The organism is Devosia sp. A449 (genome assembly GCF_054489375.1).
In genome coordinates this window covers 184,939-205,270 of sequence record NZ_JBTMWU010000005.1, presented here as the reverse complement: position 1 = coordinate 205,270, position 20,332 = coordinate 184,939, and the positions used below count along the sequence as shown (strand labels likewise).

Below are 20,332 nucleotides of genomic sequence, written 5' to 3'. Positions count from 1 at the left end.
CATGACCAGCGGCATTCATCACGTCACCCTGATCACCGCCGAGGTGCAGGCCAATGTGGATTTCTATGTCGGCTTTCTCGGCCTGCGGCTGGTCAAGCGCACCGGCGGCTATGAAGACCCGCGCCAGCTACATCTGTTTTACGGCGATTACGCCGCCAGCCCCGGTTCGCTGCTCACCTTCCTCGTCTGGCAGGGCGGCTCGGCCGGACAGGCCGGTGCCGGCCAGGTCAGCGAAATCGCCCTGGCCATCGCCCCCGCCTCCATCGGCTATTGGCTCGAACGGGCACTGCGCCATCAGGTTACAGTGGAAGGCACAGCGCAGGAATTCGGCGAAAGCGTGCTGCGCCTGCGTGACCCCGATGGGGTGATGCTCAAGCTGGTGGGCGCGGACCTCCCAGCCCTGACCACGCCGCAAAGCGATATCCCCGCCGAACACGCCATCCGCCGCATTCGCGGCGTAACGCTGCTGTCGGATGTGCAGGAGGAAACCGTCGGCTTCCTCACCAGCCATTTCGGCTTCCGCGCCGGCCCGGTGGAAGGCACGACGCAGCGCCTGCTCTCCGAGATCGGCGACAGCCTCGATATCCGCGATGCCTCCGGCTTCTGGCCCGGCGCAGCCGGAGCCGGCACATTCGACCACGTGGCCTTACGCGCGGTCGATGCCGAGCAGGTGGAAGCCGTGGAGCGCGTGTTGCGGCAGCGCAATTCCAGCCTCACCAATCTGCATGACCGGCATTATTTCACCTCGCTCTATGTGCGCGAACCCGGCGGCACGCTGATCGAACTGGCCAGCGACGGGCCGGGTTTTACCCTCGACGAACCGCTGGACACCCTGGGCAGCGCCCTGTTCATGCCGCCCGACGCCGCCGACTCCGAAGCCATCAAAGTGATGCTGCCGCAATTCGGCCTGCCCGGCGACGACCGCGTGGTCTACCGCGATTTGATCTACACCCACCGTTTCTACACGCCCGAACAGCCGAACGGCCAAACGCTGGTGCTGCTGCACGGCACCGGCGGCGACGAAACCGATTTGCTGCCGATAGCGCACCGCGCCGCGCCCAACGCCACCCTGCTCGGCCTGCGCGGTCGCAGCACCGAAGACGGCACCAGACGCTGGTTTCGCGGCCTCGCGCCGATGCTGTTCGACCAAAAGGATATCCGCTTCGAAGCCGGCGCGCTGGCGGCATTCCTCGAAGAAGCCCGCAGCGCCTATGCGCTCGACCCCTCGGGGCTAATCGGACTGGGCTATTCCAACGGCGCCAATTTCCTCGCGGCGGCGCTATTGCTGCAGCCAGAGCTATTAGCGCGCCGAGCCATCTTGCTGCGACCCGTGGCGGTGCTGGATCAGGTGCCGGAGGCGGATTTGCGCGGAGTCGAAGTGCTCGTTCTAGCCGGCGAGCGCGATGCCTATCGTGCCAAGAGCGAGGCGCTGGCGGCCATGCTGGAAGCGGCGGGGGCGGCTGTGCGGCTGGTGGTGGTCTCCGGCGGGCACGAGCCGGGCGACGCCGACGCAGCGGCGATTGCGGAGTGGCTCAACGCACGTGCAAGCGGTCCCACCCCCTCCTAGCCTCCCCCATCAAGGGGGAGGTACAGATCGAGTTTAGGGCACGATTTTGCCCACGAGTGGAGCGATATACCTCCCCCTTGATGGGGGAGGCTAGGAGGGGGTGACGGTTAGCCCCGATCCTACTGAAACACACTCGCCCCACGATCTGCCACGCCCACCAGGCTCCTGAATCCGGCAAACAACTCGCGCCCCATGCCAAAATGCTGGGACCGCAAATCCTCCGTCGCCGGCGTGCGCGAGAAGAATTCCTTCTCATCGCCCAAAAACGTCAGCGTGCCTTCATTGGCATCCAGCCGGATCATATCCCCATCGCGGATCTTCGAAATCGGCCCACCGTCCACCGCTTCCGGCGTCATATGGATCGCCGCCGGCACCTTGCCCGAGGCGCCCGACATGCGGCCATCGGTGACCAGCGCCACCTTGAAGCCGCGATCCTGCAAAATCCCCAGCGCCGGGGTCAGCTTGTGCAGTTCCGGCATGCCCAGCGCGCGCGGCCCGGAGAAGCGGACCACCGCGATCATGTCGCCGGTCAGCTCGCCAGCCTTGAACGCGGCCTGCAAGCCTTCCTGGCCGTGGAACACTTTTGCCGGAGCCTCAATGATGCGGTGTTCCGGCTTGACCGCCGAGACCTTGATCACCGAACGCCCCAGATTGCCGGAAAGCAGCTTGAGCCCGCCGGTCGGCGAGAATGGCGCGGCCACCGTGGTCAGCACCTTGGGCAGCGCCGATTCATGCGGCGAGGGCTGATAGGTCAGCTTCTCGTCGATCAGCTTGGCTTCCACCGTGTAGCCGGAGAGGCCATGGCCCCAGACGGTCTTGACGTCCTCATGCAGGTGCCCGCTTTCCAGCAGTTCCTGAATCAGAAACCCCATGCCGCCGGCAGCGTGGAAATGGTTCACATCGGCAACGCCATTGGGATAGACGCGCGCCAGCAGCGGCGTCGCGTCGCTCAGTTCGCTCATATCGTCCCAGGTCACCTGCAAGCCAGCGGCAGCGGCGATGGCGATCAGATGCATGGTATGGTTGGTCGAGCCGCCGGTGGCGTGGAGGCCGACCAGGCCGTTGACGATGGCCTTTTCGTCGATGACGTGGCCGACCGGGGTGTAATTATTGCCCTGGGCGCTAAGCGACAGCGCCCGCACCGTGGCTTCGCGGGTCAAGGCATCGCGCAACGGCGTGCCCGGATTGACGAAGCTGGAGCCCGGCAGATGCAGGCCCATGATTTCCATCAGCATCTGATTGGAATTGGCGGTGCCGTAGAAGGTGCAGGTGCCGGCCGAGTGATACGACTTGCTCTCGGCTTCGAGCAGTTCGGCGCGGCCGACCTTACCCTCCATATAGAGCTGGCGGACCTTGGCCTTTTCATCATTGGGCAGGCCCGACGGCATCGGCCCGGCGGGCACGAAGACAGCCGGCAGATGGCCAAAGGTCAGCGCGCCGATCAGCAGGCCCGGGACGATCTTGTCGCAAATGCCGAGATAGACGGCAGCATCGAACATGTTGTGGCTGAGCGAAATCGCCGTCGACATGGCAATGACGTCGCGCGAAAACAGCGACAGATCCATGCCCGGCTGGCCCTGGGTGACGCCGTCGCACATGGCCGGCACGCCGCCGGCCACCTGCGCCGTGGCGCCGATTTCGCGGGCCGCCTGCTTGATGATCTCGGGATAGAATTGATAGGGCTGATGCGCGCTGAGCATGTCGTTATAGCTGGTGACAATGCCCAGATTGAGCGACTTGCTGCCGGCCAGCTGCGCCTTTTCGGTCGGGGTGCAGGCGGCAAAGGCGTGGGCGAGGTTGCCGCAGGACAAGACGGTGCGGTTGACGCCGGCTTCGCGCGCGGCATCGAGGCGGCTGAGATAATCGCGACGGCTATCGCGGCTGCGGGCCGCGATCCGGTCGGTGACATCCTGAATGGCCTGACGGACAGACATAGGCGAGCTCCTGACTTTCAGTTGGGCGCGCGCTCGCATGGAACAGTGACCTGCACCGCTCTCGAGAACGCGCCGATGGAGCCCTTCGTGGCCTAAGCGATCAATTGGGGATCGCGAAGGGGACTATGGGCACCAATAGACGTTGACAGCATGGCCGGACCGCAAGACGGCGCGGATGGGCATGTCCTCGATCGGACCATCACCCAGAGCCGTGTCGAGAACGGCGGCCTTTTCCTCTCCTTCGATGTGAAGATACAGCCCATCCGTGCGGAGGAGACGCGGAAGGGTAAAGGTGACGCGTGGCTCGCCCGCGCCGGGAGCGCGGATAGCCAGCACCGGGCCGGCGGCGCTGAGCGCCTCGGCCAGCGTATCGCCGCCGGGGAAGAACGAGGCGGTGTGCCCGTCATTGCCCATGCCCAGAACCACCGCGGCGAACTGCTCGGGCAACTCGCCCAGCAGGGCATTGGTCTTGGCGATATGGGTGGCGTCGGGTTCGTCGCCACCGGAATAAAGCGGGAAGAAGCGCGCCGTGGCGGCCGGTCCCTGCAGCATGCGTTCATTGACCAGCAGCGCATTGGAGCGGTCGCTGGTGTCATCGACCCAGCGCTCGTCCACCAGCGTCACGATGACCTTGGACCAGTCGATATCCTTGGTCTTGCCCAGCGCCTGGAAGAAGCGGCTCGGCGTCGAGCCACCGCTGACGGCAATCGCCGCCATGCCGCGGGTTTCGATGGCCGCGCGAATGCGATCGGCAACGGCCTCGGCCAGTTCCTTGGCCAGGGTCGGCTTGTCAGCAAAACTGCGGCGGTCAATGGTCACTTTAAGTCTTCCTTTCAGTCACATGGCGCTGTCATCCCGGCCTTGAGCCGAGATCCATCCTGAGATGGAATGAGCGGCATGATCTCAAGATGGGCCCCGGCTCAAGGCCGGGGTGACATCGTGGGTGGGAGAACCTCACACCCTGTTATTCATCCTCATACCACGTCCGGCCGTCGCGTTCGATCAGGGCGATGGCGCCGCTCGGGCCCCAGGTGCCGGCGACATAAGACTGCGGCGGTTCGCTCGAGCGGTCCCAGGCCTCGCGGATCGGGTCGATCCACTTCCACGCGGCCTCGAGTTCGTCGCGACGCATGAACAGCGTCTGGCTGCCGCGAATGACGTCCATCAGCAGGCGCTCATAGGCTTCCGGCGTGCGCTCATTGAACGTGGCGGCAAAGCTGAGGTTGAGCGGCACTTCGCGCAGGCGCATGCCACCCGGACCCGGGTCCTTGATCATCATCATCAGCTTGACGCCCTCGTCGGGCTGCAGGCGGATGATCAGCTTGTTGGCCTTGGGCGCGCCCTCGGCATGGTCGAAAATCGAGTGCGGGATCGGCTTGAACTGGATGCAGATTTCCGAGGCGCGGCTGGCCATGCGCTTGCCGGTGCGGAAATAGAACGGCACCCCGGCCCAGCGCCAGTTTTCGACATCGACCTTGAGGGCGACGAAGGTTTCGGTGCGGCTGCCCTTCTTGTCGTCGGGCAGTTCGTCCTGATAGCCGGCCACCGAGGTGGTTTCCGACTTCACGCCCTTATACTGGCCGCGCACGGTGTTCTTGGCCACTTCGCCATTGCTTATTGGCTTCAGCGCGCGCAGCACTTTGAGCTTTTCGTCGCGCAGCGCATCGGCATCGTCGCTGGCCGGTGGCTCCATCGCCACCAGGCACAGCAGCTGCAGCATGTGGTTCTGGATCATGTCGCGCAGCGCGCCGGATTCGTCGTAATAGCCGCGCGTACCGGCCCCGACCGATTCCGCCACGGTCAGCTGGACGTGGTCGATATGCGCCGAATTCCAGATCGGCTCGAACAGCGTATTGGCGAAGCGCAGCGCCAACAGGTTCTGCACCGTCTCTTTGCCGAGATAATGGTCGATGCGATACACCTGATCTTCCTTGAAGATCTTGGCGACGCCGTCATTGATTTCCACCGACGAGGCCAGATCATGGCCCAGCGGCTTCTCGATGACGACGCGGGCGTCGCGGCGATAGAGCTTCTTCTTGTGCAGATATTCGGCGATCGGCTCGAACAGATCGGGCGCCACGGCCAGATAGAAGGCGCGCACCACCTTGGGGTCGTCGCGCAGCTTGGCGCCGAGATCGCCCGAGGTTTCGGGGTTGCTGGCATCGACCGGCACATAGGAGAAAATCTTGACGAAGCGGTCGATCACCGCGGCGTCCTGATATTCCTTTTCCACAAAGGCGGTGATGGCGTCGCGCGCCACCTGCTGGAAATCGGCATCGCTCAGCTTGCTGCGCGAAGCGCCGATAATGTGGCTGGTCTCGTCGAACTGGCCGTCCTTGAACCGGTGATACAGCGCCGGAATCAGCTTGCGCTTGGTCAGATCGCCCGTGGCGCCGAACACCACATAATCGAAAGGCTGGACGGGAATGATGCGGCTGGACACGAGGGGCTAGTCCTTAGTTAGAAGCGAAATTCTGGCGGGCGAGGATGACGGCGCCATGCAGCGGCTCGAATTTGGGCAAAGCGACGAAATCGCCATAGCGCTGTTGGAGCATGGGGAACAGGCGTTCGCCAAAGCCGCCGACAACGGCCATCACCTGGGCATTGTGGCGTTTGAACCAATTGGCATAGGTGTCGATATAGCCAAACTCGATGTCGAGCATCTTGTTGGCCACCGGATCGCCCTGTTCGAGATATTCGATGAACAGCGGCATCAGCTTGCCGAATTCGGCCGGTGCGCGCCCGATCAGGGCATCGTCGCACCCTTCCTTGCCATCATTGCTGATGACCTTCAGCTCCAGCGCCGTGCCAAACGCCCAGGACATCACCGCCTGATTGTCCCCGCCCAGCTGGGCGATCACCGCCTTGGTCAGCGGCGAGCCTTCGACCAGCCCATCCTCGGATTCCACCGCGTAGCGCATCAATTCGCGCCCCAGGATAGCGCCACTCATCTGGTCGCCGGTGGGAAAGCCCCAGCCGCCGGCCTGATGGCGTTCGCCATCGACGATGGAGAGCGCCGCCGAGCCGGTGCCGACGATGATCACCCCGCCCTCGCCGCCACCCAGCGCGCCGGCATGGGCAATGTCGATATCGTCATAGACCTGCACCCCGGCAAACGGCCAGGGCCGCGCCGCGAACTCGGCGCGGGCACTATCCATCCGGCCGCCGGCCATGCCGAAACAGGCATAAGTATTGGCGGTTTCGCTGAAATCGAGGCCCGCTGCCTTGAACACGTCGCGCGTGCCATCGCTGATAGCGCGGAAGGCGGGCTCGCCATCGTCGATCTGCAGATTGGAACGGCCGTTCTTGACTTCGGCGAGAGTCTTCAGATTCTCGTCGGCCAGACGCACGCGGCAATTGGTGCCGCCGCCATCAACGCCAAGATAATACCTGGGCACGCGGGGAATCTCCGGGATGGAACGGAAGGTAAAATATCGTTTCGGCGCGGACCATAATGCCAAAGGTGCTAAGACGAAAGTAGAATAAGGCACAAAAAGCGCCCGCTAGCGGCAAGGTGGCGCATAGTCGGCGCATACCGGCGGCGCAACCGGTTCGGCACGGAGACTATTTCCCGCTATACCGCAGCGGCGGACGGAAATGGAGAGTGATACAATGACACGACACGTATTGATCCTGGGGGGCGCCCGCTCGGGCAAGACCGCCTTTTCCGAGCAATTGGCCATTCGCAGCGGCAGTCGCCCTGCCTATGTCGCCACCGCCGAAGCGCTCGACGCCGAAATGCGTGATCGGGTGGCCAGCCATCAGGCCAGCCGCGCCACCCGCTTCACCACCATCGAGGAACCGCTGGCGCTGCCCGAGACCCTGCTGCGGGCTTCGGCCAAGCATGACGTGATCCTGGTCGATTGCCTGACGCTGTGGATCACCAATCTGCTGCTGGCCGAAATGGATGTCGCCCTGGCGGTGAGCGAATTGGGCGCCGCGCTGGTGCAGATCGAAAACTGCAAGATCATCCTGGTCAGCAATGAGGTGGGCCAGGGCATCGTGCCCGACAACGCCATGGCCCGCACCTTCCGCGACCTGGCCGGCGCCGCCCACCAACGCCTCGCCGAAATTTGCGACGACGTGCATTTCATCATTGCCGGCCTGCCGATGACCCTGAAAGGCGAAGTCGCCGAGCGCGCCGAAGGGCGAATTTACCGGGCCTGAGGCCACCGGTGACAGTCCAAACTCGATGCCATCCCCTCCCCCTTGAGGGGAGGGTTAGGGTGGGGGTGTCGTGGTCTCCACACCCACCGCGCCAGGGGAGGTTCCGACACCCCCACCCCGGCCCTCCCCTCAAGGGGGAGGGAGAAGAAAGAGTCCCTCAGGCCACAAACACCAGCAGCCCAATCACCACACTCACCCCCAGCAGCACATTGAGCGTGCTGCGATACAGCACCAGCGCCCGCAGGATGTCACTCCCCACCAGCGCCGATTTGCCACCGCCAAACTGCGGCAGCGCGACCAGTTCCCCGTCATAACTCCGCGGCCCGCCCAGCGCGAAGCCGAGCGCGCCGGCAAAGGCGGCTTCAGGCCAGCCGGCATTGGGCGATTCATGCTTGCGCGCATCGCGGCGCGCCATCGCCCAGGCCTTCGACGGGCTAGCATGCGGGGTGATGAAACAGGCGGCGGTGATCAGCAACGCCGTCAGCCGGGCCGGAATCCAGTTGACTACATCGTCCAGCTTGGCCGCCGCCCAGCCATAGTCGCGATAGCGCTCATTGAGATGGCCGATCATCGAATCGGCAGTGTTGATCGCCTTGTAGACCGCGATCCCCGGCAGCCCGAACAGCACCAGCCAGAACCATGGCGCCACCACGCCGTCCGAGGTGCTTTCGGCCAGCGTCTCGATAGCAGCGCGCGCCACCCCGGCCTCATCCAGCGCCTGCGGATCGCGCCCGACAGTATGGCTGACCGCTTCCCGCCCAGCCTCCAGCGAGGTCCGCAACGCGGTAGCCACCGCCTCGACGGCGCGCCCAAGTTCCTTTTGCGCCAGAAACGGCGTGGCGACGAGAATTTCCAGCACAAAGCCAAACGGGATGCTGCGCAAGAATTGCTGCACCAGCACGGTGATGACCAGCGTCACCCCCAGCAGCATCGCCAGCGTCAGGATGCCGGCATCGCGGCGCTGGCGCGGGGTCCGTTCGCGCTTGTCGACGCCCTGCTCCAGCCAGGTGATGGCCCGGCCGATCCAGACCACCGGATGACCGATCAGCGCCAGCAGCCGCGGCGGATAGCCAAGCCAGCGTTCCAGCAGCAGCGCGAGGGGAGCGATAAAGGCGTGCATGATGATTCCGGACCCAATATTCAGCCGCCCTACCTAACCACTGCAGCACCCCCACGAAAGCGGGAATCTCTTTACCCCAGCGCTCCCACACCCTCGATGTCATCCCGGCCTTGAGCCGGGACCCATCCTGAGATGGCGAGCTCGGCGCGCGTGACACCCCCACCCTTGATCCCTCCCCACAAGGGGGAGGGAGACGATGAACACGGACGCTGGCGCTGGCGCCTCCCTCCCCTTTGATGGGGAGGGATAGAGGGTGGGGTGGGCCAGGCACACCAAGACGTCAATAGTGACGCCTACTCCGCCAGCGCCAGCAACGCATCGATATCCAAATGCGCTTCCAGATGCGCCGCCAGCGCATCCAGCGTCGCCTCGATGCTGGCTTCATAGGCCAGATCCGCACTGGCGCCGGCCCCCAAAAAAGCCCGCCGGAACGGGTCGGCAGCAAACAGCCCATGCAGATAGGTGCCACTCACCCGCCCATCGGCGCTCACCGCGCCCTCATGGTCGGCCCCGATCTGCGCAAACGGCCGCCCCCGGTCCGGCCCCTCAGTCACCCCCATATGCATATGATAGCCGCTGATGCTCTCGCCCGACGCCGCGTGACGGGCCTGCTCGACCCGCAATTGCTTGACCGGCGTCAGCACCGTCTCGACATCGAGCAGCCCCAGCCCCGCGCTCGTCCCCGGCGCGCCTTCAATCCCATCCGGATCGGCAATCGAGCGCCCCAGCAGCTGATAGCCGCCGCAAATCCCCAGCACCCGCCCCCCGGCCCGGTGATGCGCCGCAATGTCGATATCCCAGCCATGCTCCCGCAGCGCCGCCAGATCGCCGCGCGTGGCTTTCGACCCCGGCAGGATGACCAGATCGGCATCGCGCGGCAAAGCCTGCCCCGGCTCGACCAGCACCAGCGTCACCCCGGGCTCGGCCCGCAACGGATCGAGATCGTCGAAATTGGCAATCCGCGGCAGGCGCGGCACGGCGATGGTGAAGCCACCCGAACGAGCCGTGCTGTAATCCTCCAGCGCCAGCACATCTTCGGCGGGCAGTTTCCCCGCGTCAGCAAACCACGGCACCGGCCCCAGACAGGGCACGCCGCTCCGCTCGGCAATGAAGCGTACCCCATCGGCAAACAGCGCCGGATCGCCCTGAAATTTGTTGATTAGGCTGGCCCGGATCAGCCCCGCATCCTCCGGCGCAATCACCGCAAACGTGCCGACAATAGCGGCGATGACCCCACCGCGCTGGATATCCCCCACCAGCACCACCGGCACTTTCGCCGCCTGGGCAAAGCCGAAATTGGCCAGATCATTGGCCCGCAGATTGACTTCCGACGCGCTGCCCGCGCCCTCGACCAACACGATATCGGCCGTCTCGGCCAGCTCGTTAAACGCCGCCAGCACCTCGGGCATCAGCCTGCCGCGCTCGGCCCAGTAGGCCCGCGCCGACATCGACGCCCGGCGCTGCCCTCGCACCACCACCTGCGAGCCGGTTTCCTGCTCCGGCTTGAGCAGCACCGGGTTCATCGCCGTAATCGGCTCTCGCCGCGCCGCGCGGGCCTGCAACGCCTGTGCCCGGCCAATCTCGCCGCCATCGGCGGTCACGGCGGCATTATTGCTCATATTCTGCGGCTTGAACGGCGCCACGCGCAGCCCACGATTGGCCAGCGCCCGGCACAGCCCCGCCACCAGCAGCGATTTGCCGACATCGGAGCCGGTGCCCATGAACATCAGGGATTTAGCGGGCAGAACACAATCCTTTCGCGAAAATGATCTTGGCAGGTGGTGTCACCCACCCCCGATGTCACCCCGGCCTTGAGCCGGGGCCCATCCTGAGATCATAGCATATGACCCAATCTCAGGACGGGTTCCGGCTTTCGCCGGGATGACACCGAGCTTTTGCAGGCTTTGGTTACGCCCCATCCACCACATGCGCATACGACCCCATCACCCGCCCAATCGCCGCCCCCATCGGCGGCAGCGCCTCGCCCCGCGCATCCGTCGCGGCAAACAGTGGCGGCAGGCGGGATTGCTTGGCCGACGAATAATGAAACTCATGGCCATTGAGCCGCCCCGGCCACGGCAAGGCCCCGGACTGCACCAACCGCCGATAGCCCAAAATCCGCTTGGGCCGATCAATCCGCGTGGTCACCGGCAACAGCCCGGCCATTTCATGGCCCTGCCCGGCTTTGTCCACCAGCGTCTCGCCCAGCACCATGAAGCCACCGCACTCGCCATAGAGCAGCGCCTCGCGGTCGCGCGCCGCGACCAGCCCGGCCTTGAAATTCACCGCATTGGCGAGGGTCGCGCCATGCAATTCGGGATAACCACCCGGCAGAAACACCGCGTCGCAATCGGCTTTGGGTGCTTCATCCCCCAGCGGCGAGAAGAAGCTCAGCTCAGCCCCGAGTGCCCGCCAGCCATCCAGCAGATGCGGATAGGCAAAGGCAAAAGCGTCGTCGCGGGCAATGGCGATGCGCTGGCCCAGTGGCGGCAGCGGCGCGGACGGCGCATCAGCTTCGGGCAATGGCGCGGCCAGCGCTTGCAGGCGGGCCAGATCGACATAGGTGCCGATGGCGGTGGCAGCGGCGTCAATAAAACCAGCAAAAGCCGCCATTTCGCCCGGCAAAACCAACCCGAGATGGCGCTCCGGCACCACCAGCGCCGCATCGCGCGGAATAGCCCCGAGGCACGGGATGCCCGTCGCCGCCAGCGCCTCGACCAGCATGCGCTCATGCTTGGTCGACGCCACCCGGTTGAGGATGACGCCGCCAATGCGCACGCCCGGCCGCCAATTGGCAAAGCCGGCCACCAGCGGCGCCACCGACTGGCTCTGCCGCTCGCTATCCACCACCAGCACCACCGGCAGTTCGAGCAATTCGGCCAGATCGGCAGTCGAGCCGGTATTGTCGGCCGCGCCATCGAACAGCCCCATGACGCCCTCGACCAGCAGCAGATCGGCCCCGGTCGCCTGCGTGCTGGCCAGCGCTTTGAGCCGCGCGCCACTCATGGACCACGGATCAAGATTGACCGCCTCGCGCAATGCCGCCCGCGCCAGAAACGCGGGGTCGATATAGTCCGGCCCCGTCTTGGCCGGGGCCACCACCACGCCGCTTTGGCGCAACGCCGCCAGCAGACCGAGGGTGATGACGGTCTTGCCCGAACCCGAACGCGGCGCGGCGATGACGAGGCCCTTAGCCAAAAATATGCCTCCTGGCGGCGTCGACATACCAATCGAGCGAAGCGCGATAGGCGCTGACCGGCCCCAGCACGATGATGGCGGGCGTCGGCACCTCAGTCAGCGTGCCAGCTGCGGCCAGCGTGGTTTCGATCACCGCCTGCTGCGGTGTCGCGGCATGCGAAACGATGGCCAGCCGTTCATTGCCATCGCGGCCGGCGGCGATCAGCTTTTGCGAAATCGAGCCGAGATGCTTGACCGCCATGAACATGACGATGACCGGGGCTGCCTTGGCGATGGCCGGCCAATCGACGCCCTGCGGCACCGCGCCAGTTTCGTCGTGCCCGGTGAGGAAAATCACCGCATGATTGGTGTCGCGATGGGTCACCGGAATGCCGGCATAGGCCAGCCCGCCCAGCCCCGAGGAAATGCCCGGCACGATGCGGAACTTCACGCCCGCCCGCGCCAGCGCCCCGGCCTCCTCGCCGCCGCGCCCGAACATGAAGGGATCGCCGCCCTTGAGCCGCAACACCCGCTTGCCGGCCTTGGCCAGCTCGATCAGCTGCAGGGTGATATCGGCCTGCTTGGGCGACGGCTTGCCGCCGCGCTTGCCGGCAAAGACGATTTGCGTGTGGCGCGGCGCCATGGCCAGCAATTCGGGCGACACCAGCGCGTCATGCACGATGACATCGGCCTGCCCCAGCGCATGAAACGCCAGCAGCGAGGTCAGCCCCGGCCCGCCGGGACCAGCGCCGACCAGCCAGACCGTGCCGGGCTGCATTGCCGGAAAATCGGCGTGATCGAGCCGGGCGAAATGGCCGGAAGAGTGGCGACGTTTGAACCAGTTGAGCATCAGGCAGGGCCTCGGCAGGAGGGATCGCGCAGCGCGGTCCCGGGTTGGCCTTGTGAGCCGCTATCGGAATAGGCACATTGGAAGGCAGGAGAAACGCAAAACCGATGAAGATTCTGATCCTTGGCGGCACTGGCGAAGCGCGCGAACTGGCCAACCGGCTGGTGGCGCTGGGCCATGACGTGATTACCTCGCTGGCCGGGCGCACGCAGGACCCCAAATTGCCGCAAGGCGAATTGCGCATGGGCAATTTCGGCGGCATTCCGGGGCTGGCGGCTTATCTGCGGATCGCCAAGATCGAGCGACTGGTCGATGCCACCCACCCTTATGCGGGGCAGATTTCCATCAACGCCGTGGCGGCGGCGCAGACCATCAGCGTGCCGCTGGTGCGCTATATGCGGCCGGCCTGGGAGCAACAACTGGGCGATGACTGGCTGACCGTGGCCAATGCCGCCGAAGCCGCCGCCGCCCTGCCGGCCAATGCCGAAGTGCTGCTGACCACCGGCCATACCGGGCTGAGCCAGTTTCTCGAACGCGACGATTGCCATTTCGTGGTCCGCACCATCGAGGCGCCGGCCGAAAAGCTGCCGCCGCATGCGCGCCTGCTGCAATCGCGCCCGCCTTACACGCTCGACGCTGAACTGGCGCTGCTGCAGCGCGAGAACATTACTCATCTGGTCACCAAGAATTCCGGCGGCGCGCAGACGGCGGCCAAGCTCGAAGCGGCCCGTAGGCTGGGCGTGAAAATCATCATGATCGCGCGCCCTGCCTATGGCCCGGCGCTGGAAGTCGATAGCCTCGACGCCGCCATCGCCGCGCTCCAGCGCGACGCCTGACCAAAGCTCAGCGCATCGAAATCGGCCGGACAGAGCGCCAGCGCACAGGTGGCATAAGCCGATTTCTGCTTGGCCAATACCAGCGGCCCCGCCGCAGCGGCCACCGCTTCGGCAATGGACGAACGGCCGATAGCCGCAAAAACCACCTCTGACGGGGTCGGCATGTCCTCGGCCAGTTCGGCATCCGCCAACAGACGCAGCGGCACATCGAAATGGCTGGCCGCATCCATCAGCGCGACAACACCGGATTTGCGACTGTGACTGGCAATGGCGGTGAGAGCGGAGGCCTCGACCCCCAGTCTGGCGAGGCAGCGTTCCAGCAAGGCGACGATTTCGTCGGCGCTCGCGGCGCTGTTGCAGCCGATACCGGCCACCAGCCTGGCCCCTTGGGGCAGTGTCGTTCCCGTCGTCATCATCGCCTCTCAAAGCAAGAGGCAGGTTCACTCAAGACCGTTGCAGCTCCGGACTTGGTCCCCGATTTGGGTCGACCGCACCGGATTCTGTTTCAGTTCCTTTGTCGGAACTCTGCGCCAATCTGGTTCTAGGCGGGCAGAAGCGCGTGGTCAATCAATGGCTTGCGCCAGACGCCGGCCAGATCAGAATGCTTCTGAAAATGATTTGCAAATTCAACGACTTGCCCTCGATCCGCGGAGCGGTTATGGGCAATATCGACCAATCGGAAATCGCTATTGTGAGCATCACTGCAAACCGAACGCTGGCCATTGCCGCCGCGAGCCTTGTCGTCGGCATTGTGGTGCTGGGGCTGAAATTCCTCGCCTGGAATATCACCGGCTCGATCGCGCTCTATTCCGACGCGCTGGAATCGATCGTCAATGTGGTGACCGCCATCGTGGCGCTGATCGCGGTGCGGCTGGCGCAGAAGCCGGCTGACGCCGCCCTGCCCTATGGCTATCACAAGGCCGAATATTTCTCGGCGGTGATTGTCGGCGTGATGATCATCGTCGCCGCCATCCTGATTTTCCGCGAGGCGGTGCTCGGCGTGCTGAGCCCGGCGCTCCCCGAGGCCCCGGTGCAGGGGCTGGTGGTGAGCGCGGTGGCCACGGCGATCAATGCGGTGTGGGCTTTTGTGCTGATGCGGCATGGCCGCAAGGTGCGTTCGCCGGCGCTCGAAGCCGATGGCAAGCATTTGCTGACCGACGTGGTGTCGACCATCGGCGTGCTGGTCGGGCTGGCGCTGGTGTTTATCACCGGCTGGGCGGTGCTCGATGCGCTGCTGGCCGGGCTGGTGGCGCTCAACATCCTGTGGTCGGGCTGGGGCGTCATCCGCTCCAGCGTCGGCGGACTGATGGACGTCGCCGTGCCGGTCGACACCCAGAAAACCATCCGCGAGGTCATCGCCACCAATGCCGATGGCGCCATCGAAGCGCATGACATCCGCACCCGACAGGCCGGCAAGCTGGTGTTCATCGATTTCCATCTGGTGGTGCCCGGCGCCATGAGCGTCGACGCGGCGCATAGCATTTGCGACCAGATCGAAGCCAAATTGCGCGAAACAGTGGAAGACGTGCAGATCACCATCCATGTCGAGCCCGAGAACAAAGCCAAGCATGCCGGCATCGTGGTGGTGTGAGCCGGGGCTTGCACCAACGCCCCGCCGCTGGCAGATTCCCGCCATGCGCATTCTCCTCACCCTGCTCCTCGCTTTGTTCACCACCCCCGCTTTTGCCCAGGGCTGGAATCACTACGACAATCCCCGCTTCGGCTATGGCGTCGACATTCCGCCGGGCTTTACCGGCAGCGATCTCAGCGACAATGGCGATGGACAGGGCTTTCAGAAGCTCGACGCAGCGGCGGGCCTCGTGGTCTGGGGCGGCTATTTTCTCGATGATTTCGAGACCGAGGTGAGTGCGGCGACGGCCGAAGCGGAAGCTGACGCCTGGAATATCACCGGCCAGACCACCACGCCGCGCTGGGCCGAATTCTCCGCCCTCAAAGGCATCCGCATCCTGCACCAGCGCATGGTCATGCTCTGCGATGGGTCCAGCTATGCCGCGTTCCGGGTAGAATATTCGGTGCGGGATTCCGCCGAGATGGAAACCGACATCAACCGCCTGACGCGGTCATTGCGCGGTGATGGCTGCTAGGGCTTGCCGAAGACACCCCGCATGCACAATGCGCCCCTCCCCCTTGAGGGGAGGGCCGGGGTGGGGGTCGTTTCGTGGCCAACTGGACGACCCCCTCCCTCATTCCCTCCCCTCAGGGGGGAGGGAGGCGAAAGAACCGATACACTCAGCTCGACTCCAGATCGCCGGTCCAAGGAGCGAAGCTCCCCTAAAACTCAATCCCCGCCTGCGCCTTAACCCCGGCGCGGAAATGATGCTTGATCTCGGTCATTTCCGTCACCAGATCGGCGATCTCGATCAGCTCATCCTTGGCATTGCGCCCGGTGACGATCACATGCGTATCCACCGGCTTGTTGCGCAGAAACTCGACCACTTCCTCAATCGGCAGATAGTCATAGCGCAGCACGATGTTCAGCTCATCGAGCAGCACCAGCTTGTTGCTCGGATCGTTGATCAACACCTTGGCCTGTTCCCAGGCCTTGCGGGCGGCGGCCAGGTCGCGCTGCCGGTCGGCCACGTCCCAGGTAAAGCCCTCGCCCATGGCGTTGATGGTCACCAGCTCGGGGAACTTCATCAGCACGTCGCGCTCGCCGGTTTCCCAGACGCCCTTGACGAACTGCACCACACCCACCTTGAAGCCATGCCCCAGCGCCCGGAACACCATGCCGAAAGCGGCGGTGGATTTGCCCTTGCCCTTGCCGGTATGGACAATCAGCAGCCCCTTTTCCTGGGTCTTGGTCGCCAGAATTTTGTTCCGCGCCTCGCGCTTCTTCTTCATCTTTTCGGCGTGATAGGCGTCGCGCTCGGCTTCGCTCATCAGGTCGGTTTTCTTGACGGGCTTATCGGTCATCTGGAATCCTCCAAAAAGGCAAAGGCGGAATTGGAACGCGGCGTCCACAGCCCGCGCTGGCGGGCCTCGTTGAACTTGGCGAGCAGTTCGTCATAGCCATGGGCGTTGCTGGCGCGGATAAACTCGCGCACCGCGTCACTTTCGACAAACGCCTCAAAAGCCAGATCGAAATGATGCGTCTTTACCGCGCCGGTGGTGGCGGCATAGGCGAACATGAAATCCACCGTGGCGATGATTTCAAACGCGCCGCGATAGCCATGCCGCATCATGCCGGCGATCCATTTCGGATTGACCACCCGCGAGCGCATCACGTGGGAGATTTCCTCTTCCAGCGTGCGGATCACCGGCCGCTCGGGACGGGAATGATCATTGTGATAGGCGGCGGGTTTGACCCCGCTCAGTGTTTCGGCGGCGGCGGAAAGCCCACCCTCGAACTGGTAATAATTATCGCTGTCGAGCAGGTCATGCTCGCGATTATCCTGATTGTGGATCACCGCATCGATATCGCCGAGCCGTGCGGCAAAGCGCTCGCGCTGCGGCGTGCCGTCGGCCTGTGCGCCATAGGCATATTGCCCCCAATCCAGCGCCCGCTGGGCGAGATCGGCCTTGCTGGTCCAACTGCCGGAATCGATCAGCGCATTGAGCCCGGCCCCATAGGTGCCCGGCTTGGAGCCAAAAATCCGGTGTCCGGCAGCGAGCCCGGCGTCACCTTCGGACTGCCCCTCGGCCATCAGCCCCAGCGCATCACTGCGCATGCGGGCGGCGATGGGATTATCATCAGTCGGCTCGTCCAGGGCGCCGATCGCCCGAATGGCACGATCCACCAGCGCAATCTGCGCCGGAAACGCATCGCGGAAAAACCCCGAAATCCGCAAGGTGACGTCCACCCGCGGCCGCCCCAGCTTGGCCAGCGGAATGATCTCATAGCCAGACACCCGTAGCGAACCCGGGTCCCAGGTTGGCCGCGCGCCGACCAATGCCAGCGCCTGCGCGATATCATCGCCGCCCGTCCGCATATTGGCGGTGCCCCACACCGACAGCGCCACCGCGCGCAGATGATGGCCATGATCCTGCAAATGCCGCAGCACCAGACTTTCGGCAGATTTCTGCCCCAGCTCCCAAGCCGTCGGCGTCGGCACCGCCCGCGAGTCGATGGAGTAAAAATTCCGCCCCGTCGGCAACACATCCAACCGCCCGCGCGACGGCGCCCCCGACGGCCCCGGCGCAATGAACTTGCCATCGAGCCCATCCAGCAACGCTGCCAGCTCCGCCGGCCCCGACGCAGCCAGACGCGGCCGGATAGTGCTTTCCACCGTCTCCAGCACCGCCTTGGTAGCAGCCCAATCCTCGGGCACGGCTCGGCCATCGACCAGCTCCGCCGCCAGATTTTCCAGCAGTTCCACCACATCGCCCAGCGTGCGCAGAGAACCCGCGCCAGCCACGTCTGGCCCCACCCACGGAGTGCCGAGCTTGACCATCAACGGATCAAACCCCAGCTTGAGATCATCCGCCAACGCCCGGATCAACGACGCTTCACCGGCGATTTCCCCACGCGGCACCCGCGCCAAGGCCACGATCAGATCGCGCTGCAAATCCCCCTGCGGCGACTGCCCGAACACATGCAGCCCATCCCTGATCTGCGCTTCCTTCAGATCACACAGGAAATTATCGATCTTGATCAGCGCCTCGGTCTCATCCTCCGGCAGCCCGATATCCCGATCCAGCCGCGCATCGCGGGTAAAATCCAGAATCCGCCGCTTGAGATCGACCAACCGCCGCCGATCCATCCCCGCCGCCGCGTAATATTCATCGAGCAGCGCCTCAAGGTCCTTGAGCGGCCCATAGGTTTCCGCCCGCGTCAGCGGCGGCACCAGATGATCGATGATCACCGCGCCAGTCCGACGCTTGGCCTGCGTGCCCTCGCCCGGATCATTGACGATGAACGGATAGAGATGCGGCAACTGCCCCCACAGCGCATCCGGATAGCTCGCCGCATCCAGCGCCGTCGCCTTGCCCGGCAGCCATTCCAGCGTCCCATGCTTGCCATTATGGATCAGCGCCTGCGCGCCAAACTCATGCCGCAACCACAGATACGCCGCCAAATAAGCATGCGGCGGCACCAGCACTGGGTCGTGATAGCTGAGCGTTTCATCCAGCTGATAGCCCCGACCGGGCTGGAGCAGGATGGCCACATTGCCAAAGATCAGCGCCGGGAGGTGGAAACTGTCTAGGCGCAGGAAGGGGTCGGTCGTTGGTGCGCCCCAACGCGCCGTCACCGCCGACTGGATGGCGTCAGGCAACTGAGCAAACAACTCACCATACCGCCCAAGACTCAACCGCGCCGCAGACGAACCCCGCCCCGGCTCAGCATTGGTCGGCCCGGCTTGCAGGGCGGCGATGAGATCGGCAGCGGTCAGTGCACCGGACAGGTCCAGCGTGTAACCCGCCGCCGCCAGCGTCTGCAAAATCGCCACCGTCGACGCCGGCGCATCATAGCCAACGCCATTGGCCAATCGTCCATCGCGCAGCGGATAATTCGCCAACACCAACGCAATCCGCCGCTCACCGCGTGGCGTTGCCCGCAACCTTGCCCAGTTCGCCGCCAGCGACACCGCCCGCTCAATCCCCGACGCATCCGGCGTATAAGCCGTCAACGGCACCTGGCAGCGTTCGTGCCAAACCGCGTCGGCCTTGTGCCCAACGATCAATCCGCCGATCCGCCCATCCACCTCAGGCATGACCAGGAACATCGCCATGTCCTTGGAGCTCAGCCCCTGGATATCGGCCTGCCACTGCGCCTCCGACCGCCCCGTCTGGATCAGCTGCAGCACCGGGGCGTCACTGGTCGAAAACGGATTGGTCTTGGCGTCGAGCCCATCAATGCCCAGCGCAAAGCCGGTGAGGTTGAACACCGCCGAGGGCGGAAAGGCGCTTAGCGCATTCTGCACGAAGCGAACGCAGGCCGCTTCTTTGAGCGAGGAGACCAATAGCGGCACCGGGGCCAGCCCTCGCGCTTCGAGCGCTGCAATGATCGCTGCGATGGTGGCCGTGCCGGCGCCTTCGAGCGCGGCGCGGTAGAACAGAATCGGGATATGCGGCGCGTCTGGAACATTTGCATGCAGCGCGCGCAAACCCGCTTCGTCGGTCATCCCGACGCTGGGATGCCAGAGACCGAAACGGGCGAAAGGCTGCGGCGCACTATCCGTCAGCAAACCAGCAGAAAACGGCAAGCCTGCTGCAAGCTTGTGCTGCTCCGTCGCCAGCGTGTTGAAGGCCGCCAAAATCGTGTCGGCATTGTCCGGGCCGCCGGCAACGAACAGGGAATGCAGGCGCATCCAGTCGTCGGGATGGACGCTGGAGCGCGCTTGCAGGATCGGATCGGGGTTGGCGTCGCCGGGCAGCAAAACCAGCGGAATCTGGCGGTTGCTGCACAATGCCGTCAACTCGTCGACGCCATATTGGAAATAGGCCGCGCCGCCGATCAGCCGCAGCACGACCAGCCTGGCATGCGCAACAGTCTGCTCCAGCCACAGATCGACCGACAGATTATTCGACAGGCGCAGCGTGTTGGCGAGGCGCAGTTCACCCTCCCCGGCCCGGTCGGCAGCGCCGGCCAGCATGGCCAATTCGCTATCGGCCGAGGAGGCAAACACCAGTGCGCCGGGGCGCTGGGCGAGGTCGATGGCCTCGCCTTCCTGCTGGATGGCCCCGGCCTGGGCGGAGAGTAAGTGCATGTTGCGTCAGGCCTTT

16 protein-coding genes are annotated in these 20,332 nt (G+C 64.7%); 5 read left to right on the top strand and 11 right to left on the bottom strand.

The window, feature by feature from the left end; translation table 11 throughout:
* Window position 1 precedes the first annotated feature (1 nt).
* A complete protein-coding gene (locus tag ACX3OW_RS15110) occupies window positions 2-1,567 on the top strand; it encodes a VOC family protein (RefSeq protein WP_459096619.1) in 1,566 nt (521 codons plus the stop codon).
* A 119-nt stretch (window positions 1,568-1,686) separates the two neighbouring features.
* Here the strand turns inward: ACX3OW_RS15110 and edd are convergent, their stop codons facing one another.
* The 4 genes from edd to ACX3OW_RS15090 form a co-directional block, all read right to left on the bottom strand.
* Window positions 1,687-3,501 (bottom strand): phosphogluconate dehydratase, encoded by a 1,815-nt coding sequence (gene edd, locus ACX3OW_RS15105; protein ID WP_459096618.1) that lies wholly within the window; start codon window positions 3,499-3,501, stop codon window positions 1,687-1,689.
* 123 nt (window positions 3,502-3,624) lie between these two features.
* Window positions 3,625-4,320 carry a 6-phosphogluconolactonase gene (gene pgl / locus ACX3OW_RS15100; protein ID WP_459096617.1) on the bottom strand — a complete coding sequence of 232 codons (696 nt, stop codon included), beginning with the start codon at window positions 4,318-4,320 and terminating at the stop codon, window positions 3,625-3,627.
* Between the two features lie 145 nt (window positions 4,321-4,465).
* Window positions 4,466-5,944, bottom strand: a complete 1,479-nt coding sequence (gene zwf / locus ACX3OW_RS15095) for a glucose-6-phosphate dehydrogenase (RefSeq protein ID WP_459096616.1) — start codon at window positions 5,942-5,944, stop codon at window positions 4,466-4,468.
* Between the two features lie 13 nt (window positions 5,945-5,957).
* A complete protein-coding gene (locus ACX3OW_RS15090; protein ID WP_459096615.1) occupies window positions 5,958-6,899 on the bottom strand; it encodes a glucosamine kinase nucleotide-binding domain-containing protein in 942 nt (313 codons plus the stop codon).
* Between the two features lie 214 nt (window positions 6,900-7,113).
* Here ACX3OW_RS15090 and cobU point away from each other — a divergent pair, with 214 nt between their 5' ends.
* Window positions 7,114-7,668, top strand: a complete 555-nt coding sequence (cobU, locus tag ACX3OW_RS15085) for a bifunctional adenosylcobinamide kinase/adenosylcobinamide-phosphate guanylyltransferase (RefSeq protein WP_459096614.1) — start codon at window positions 7,114-7,116, stop codon at window positions 7,666-7,668.
* A gap of 157 nt (window positions 7,669-7,825) precedes the next feature.
* Here the strand turns inward: cobU and cbiB are convergent, their stop codons facing one another.
* The 4 genes from cbiB to cobA all read right to left on the bottom strand — a co-directional run bounded on the left by cbiB (window position 7,826) and on the right by cobA (window position 12,743).
* Window positions 7,826-8,788 carry an adenosylcobinamide-phosphate synthase CbiB gene (cbiB, locus tag ACX3OW_RS15080; protein ID WP_459096613.1) on the bottom strand — a complete coding sequence of 321 codons (963 nt, stop codon included), beginning with the start codon at window positions 8,786-8,788 and terminating at the stop codon, window positions 7,826-7,828.
* A gap of 293 nt (window positions 8,789-9,081) precedes the next feature.
* On the bottom strand, window positions 9,082-10,515 hold the full coding sequence (locus ACX3OW_RS15075; protein WP_459096612.1) for a cobyric acid synthase: 1,434 nt from the start codon (window positions 10,513-10,515) through the stop codon (window positions 9,082-9,084).
* 181 nt (window positions 10,516-10,696) lie between these two features.
* Window positions 10,697-11,986, bottom strand: coding sequence for a cobyrinate a,c-diamide synthase (locus ACX3OW_RS15070; RefSeq protein ID WP_459096611.1), 1,290 nt, complete (start codon window positions 11,984-11,986; stop codon window positions 10,697-10,699).
* Window positions 11,979-12,743 (bottom strand): uroporphyrinogen-III C-methyltransferase, encoded by a 765-nt coding sequence (cobA, locus tag ACX3OW_RS15065; protein ID WP_459096734.1) that lies wholly within the window; start codon window positions 12,741-12,743, stop codon window positions 11,979-11,981. Before cobA ends, ACX3OW_RS15070 begins: the two co-directional genes overlap by 8 nt.
* Before the next feature lie 176 nt (window positions 12,744-12,919).
* Between cobA and ACX3OW_RS15060 the strand changes: the two genes are divergently transcribed.
* Entirely contained in the window at window positions 12,920-13,648 is a 729-nt protein-coding gene (locus tag ACX3OW_RS15060; protein ID WP_459096610.1) for a cobalt-precorrin-6A reductase, read from the top strand.
* Here the strand turns inward: ACX3OW_RS15060 and ACX3OW_RS15055 are convergent.
* Entirely contained in the window at window positions 13,582-14,064 is a 483-nt protein-coding gene (locus ACX3OW_RS15055) for a cobalamin biosynthesis protein (protein ID WP_459096609.1), read from the bottom strand. The two genes, ACX3OW_RS15060 and ACX3OW_RS15055, sit on opposite strands and share 67 nt — an antisense overlap.
* 242 nt (window positions 14,065-14,306) lie before the next feature.
* On the opposite strand from ACX3OW_RS15055, the gene ACX3OW_RS15050 reads away from it, so the two are divergent.
* Window positions 14,307-15,239: a cation diffusion facilitator family transporter gene (locus tag ACX3OW_RS15050; RefSeq protein WP_459096608.1), complete on the top strand. Its 933-nt coding sequence runs from the start codon at window positions 14,307-14,309 to the stop codon at window positions 15,237-15,239.
* 43 nt (window positions 15,240-15,282) lie between these two features.
* Window positions 15,283-15,753: a hypothetical protein gene (locus tag ACX3OW_RS15045; protein WP_459096607.1), complete on the top strand. Its 471-nt coding sequence runs from the start codon at window positions 15,283-15,285 to the stop codon at window positions 15,751-15,753.
* A gap of 187 nt (window positions 15,754-15,940) precedes the next feature.
* On the opposite strand, the gene cobO is transcribed toward ACX3OW_RS15045, so the two are convergent.
* Together cobO and cobN are read right to left on the bottom strand one after the other, a co-directional pair.
* Window positions 15,941-16,582 carry a cob(I)yrinic acid a,c-diamide adenosyltransferase gene (cobO, locus tag ACX3OW_RS15040; RefSeq protein WP_459096606.1) on the bottom strand — a complete coding sequence of 214 codons (642 nt, stop codon included), beginning with the start codon at window positions 16,580-16,582 and terminating at the stop codon, window positions 15,941-15,943.
* Entirely contained in the window at window positions 16,579-20,316 is a 3,738-nt protein-coding gene (gene cobN, locus ACX3OW_RS15035) for a cobaltochelatase subunit CobN (protein ID WP_459096605.1), read from the bottom strand. Before cobN ends, cobO begins: the two co-directional genes overlap by 4 nt.
* Between the last annotated feature and the right edge of the window lie 16 nt (window positions 20,317-20,332).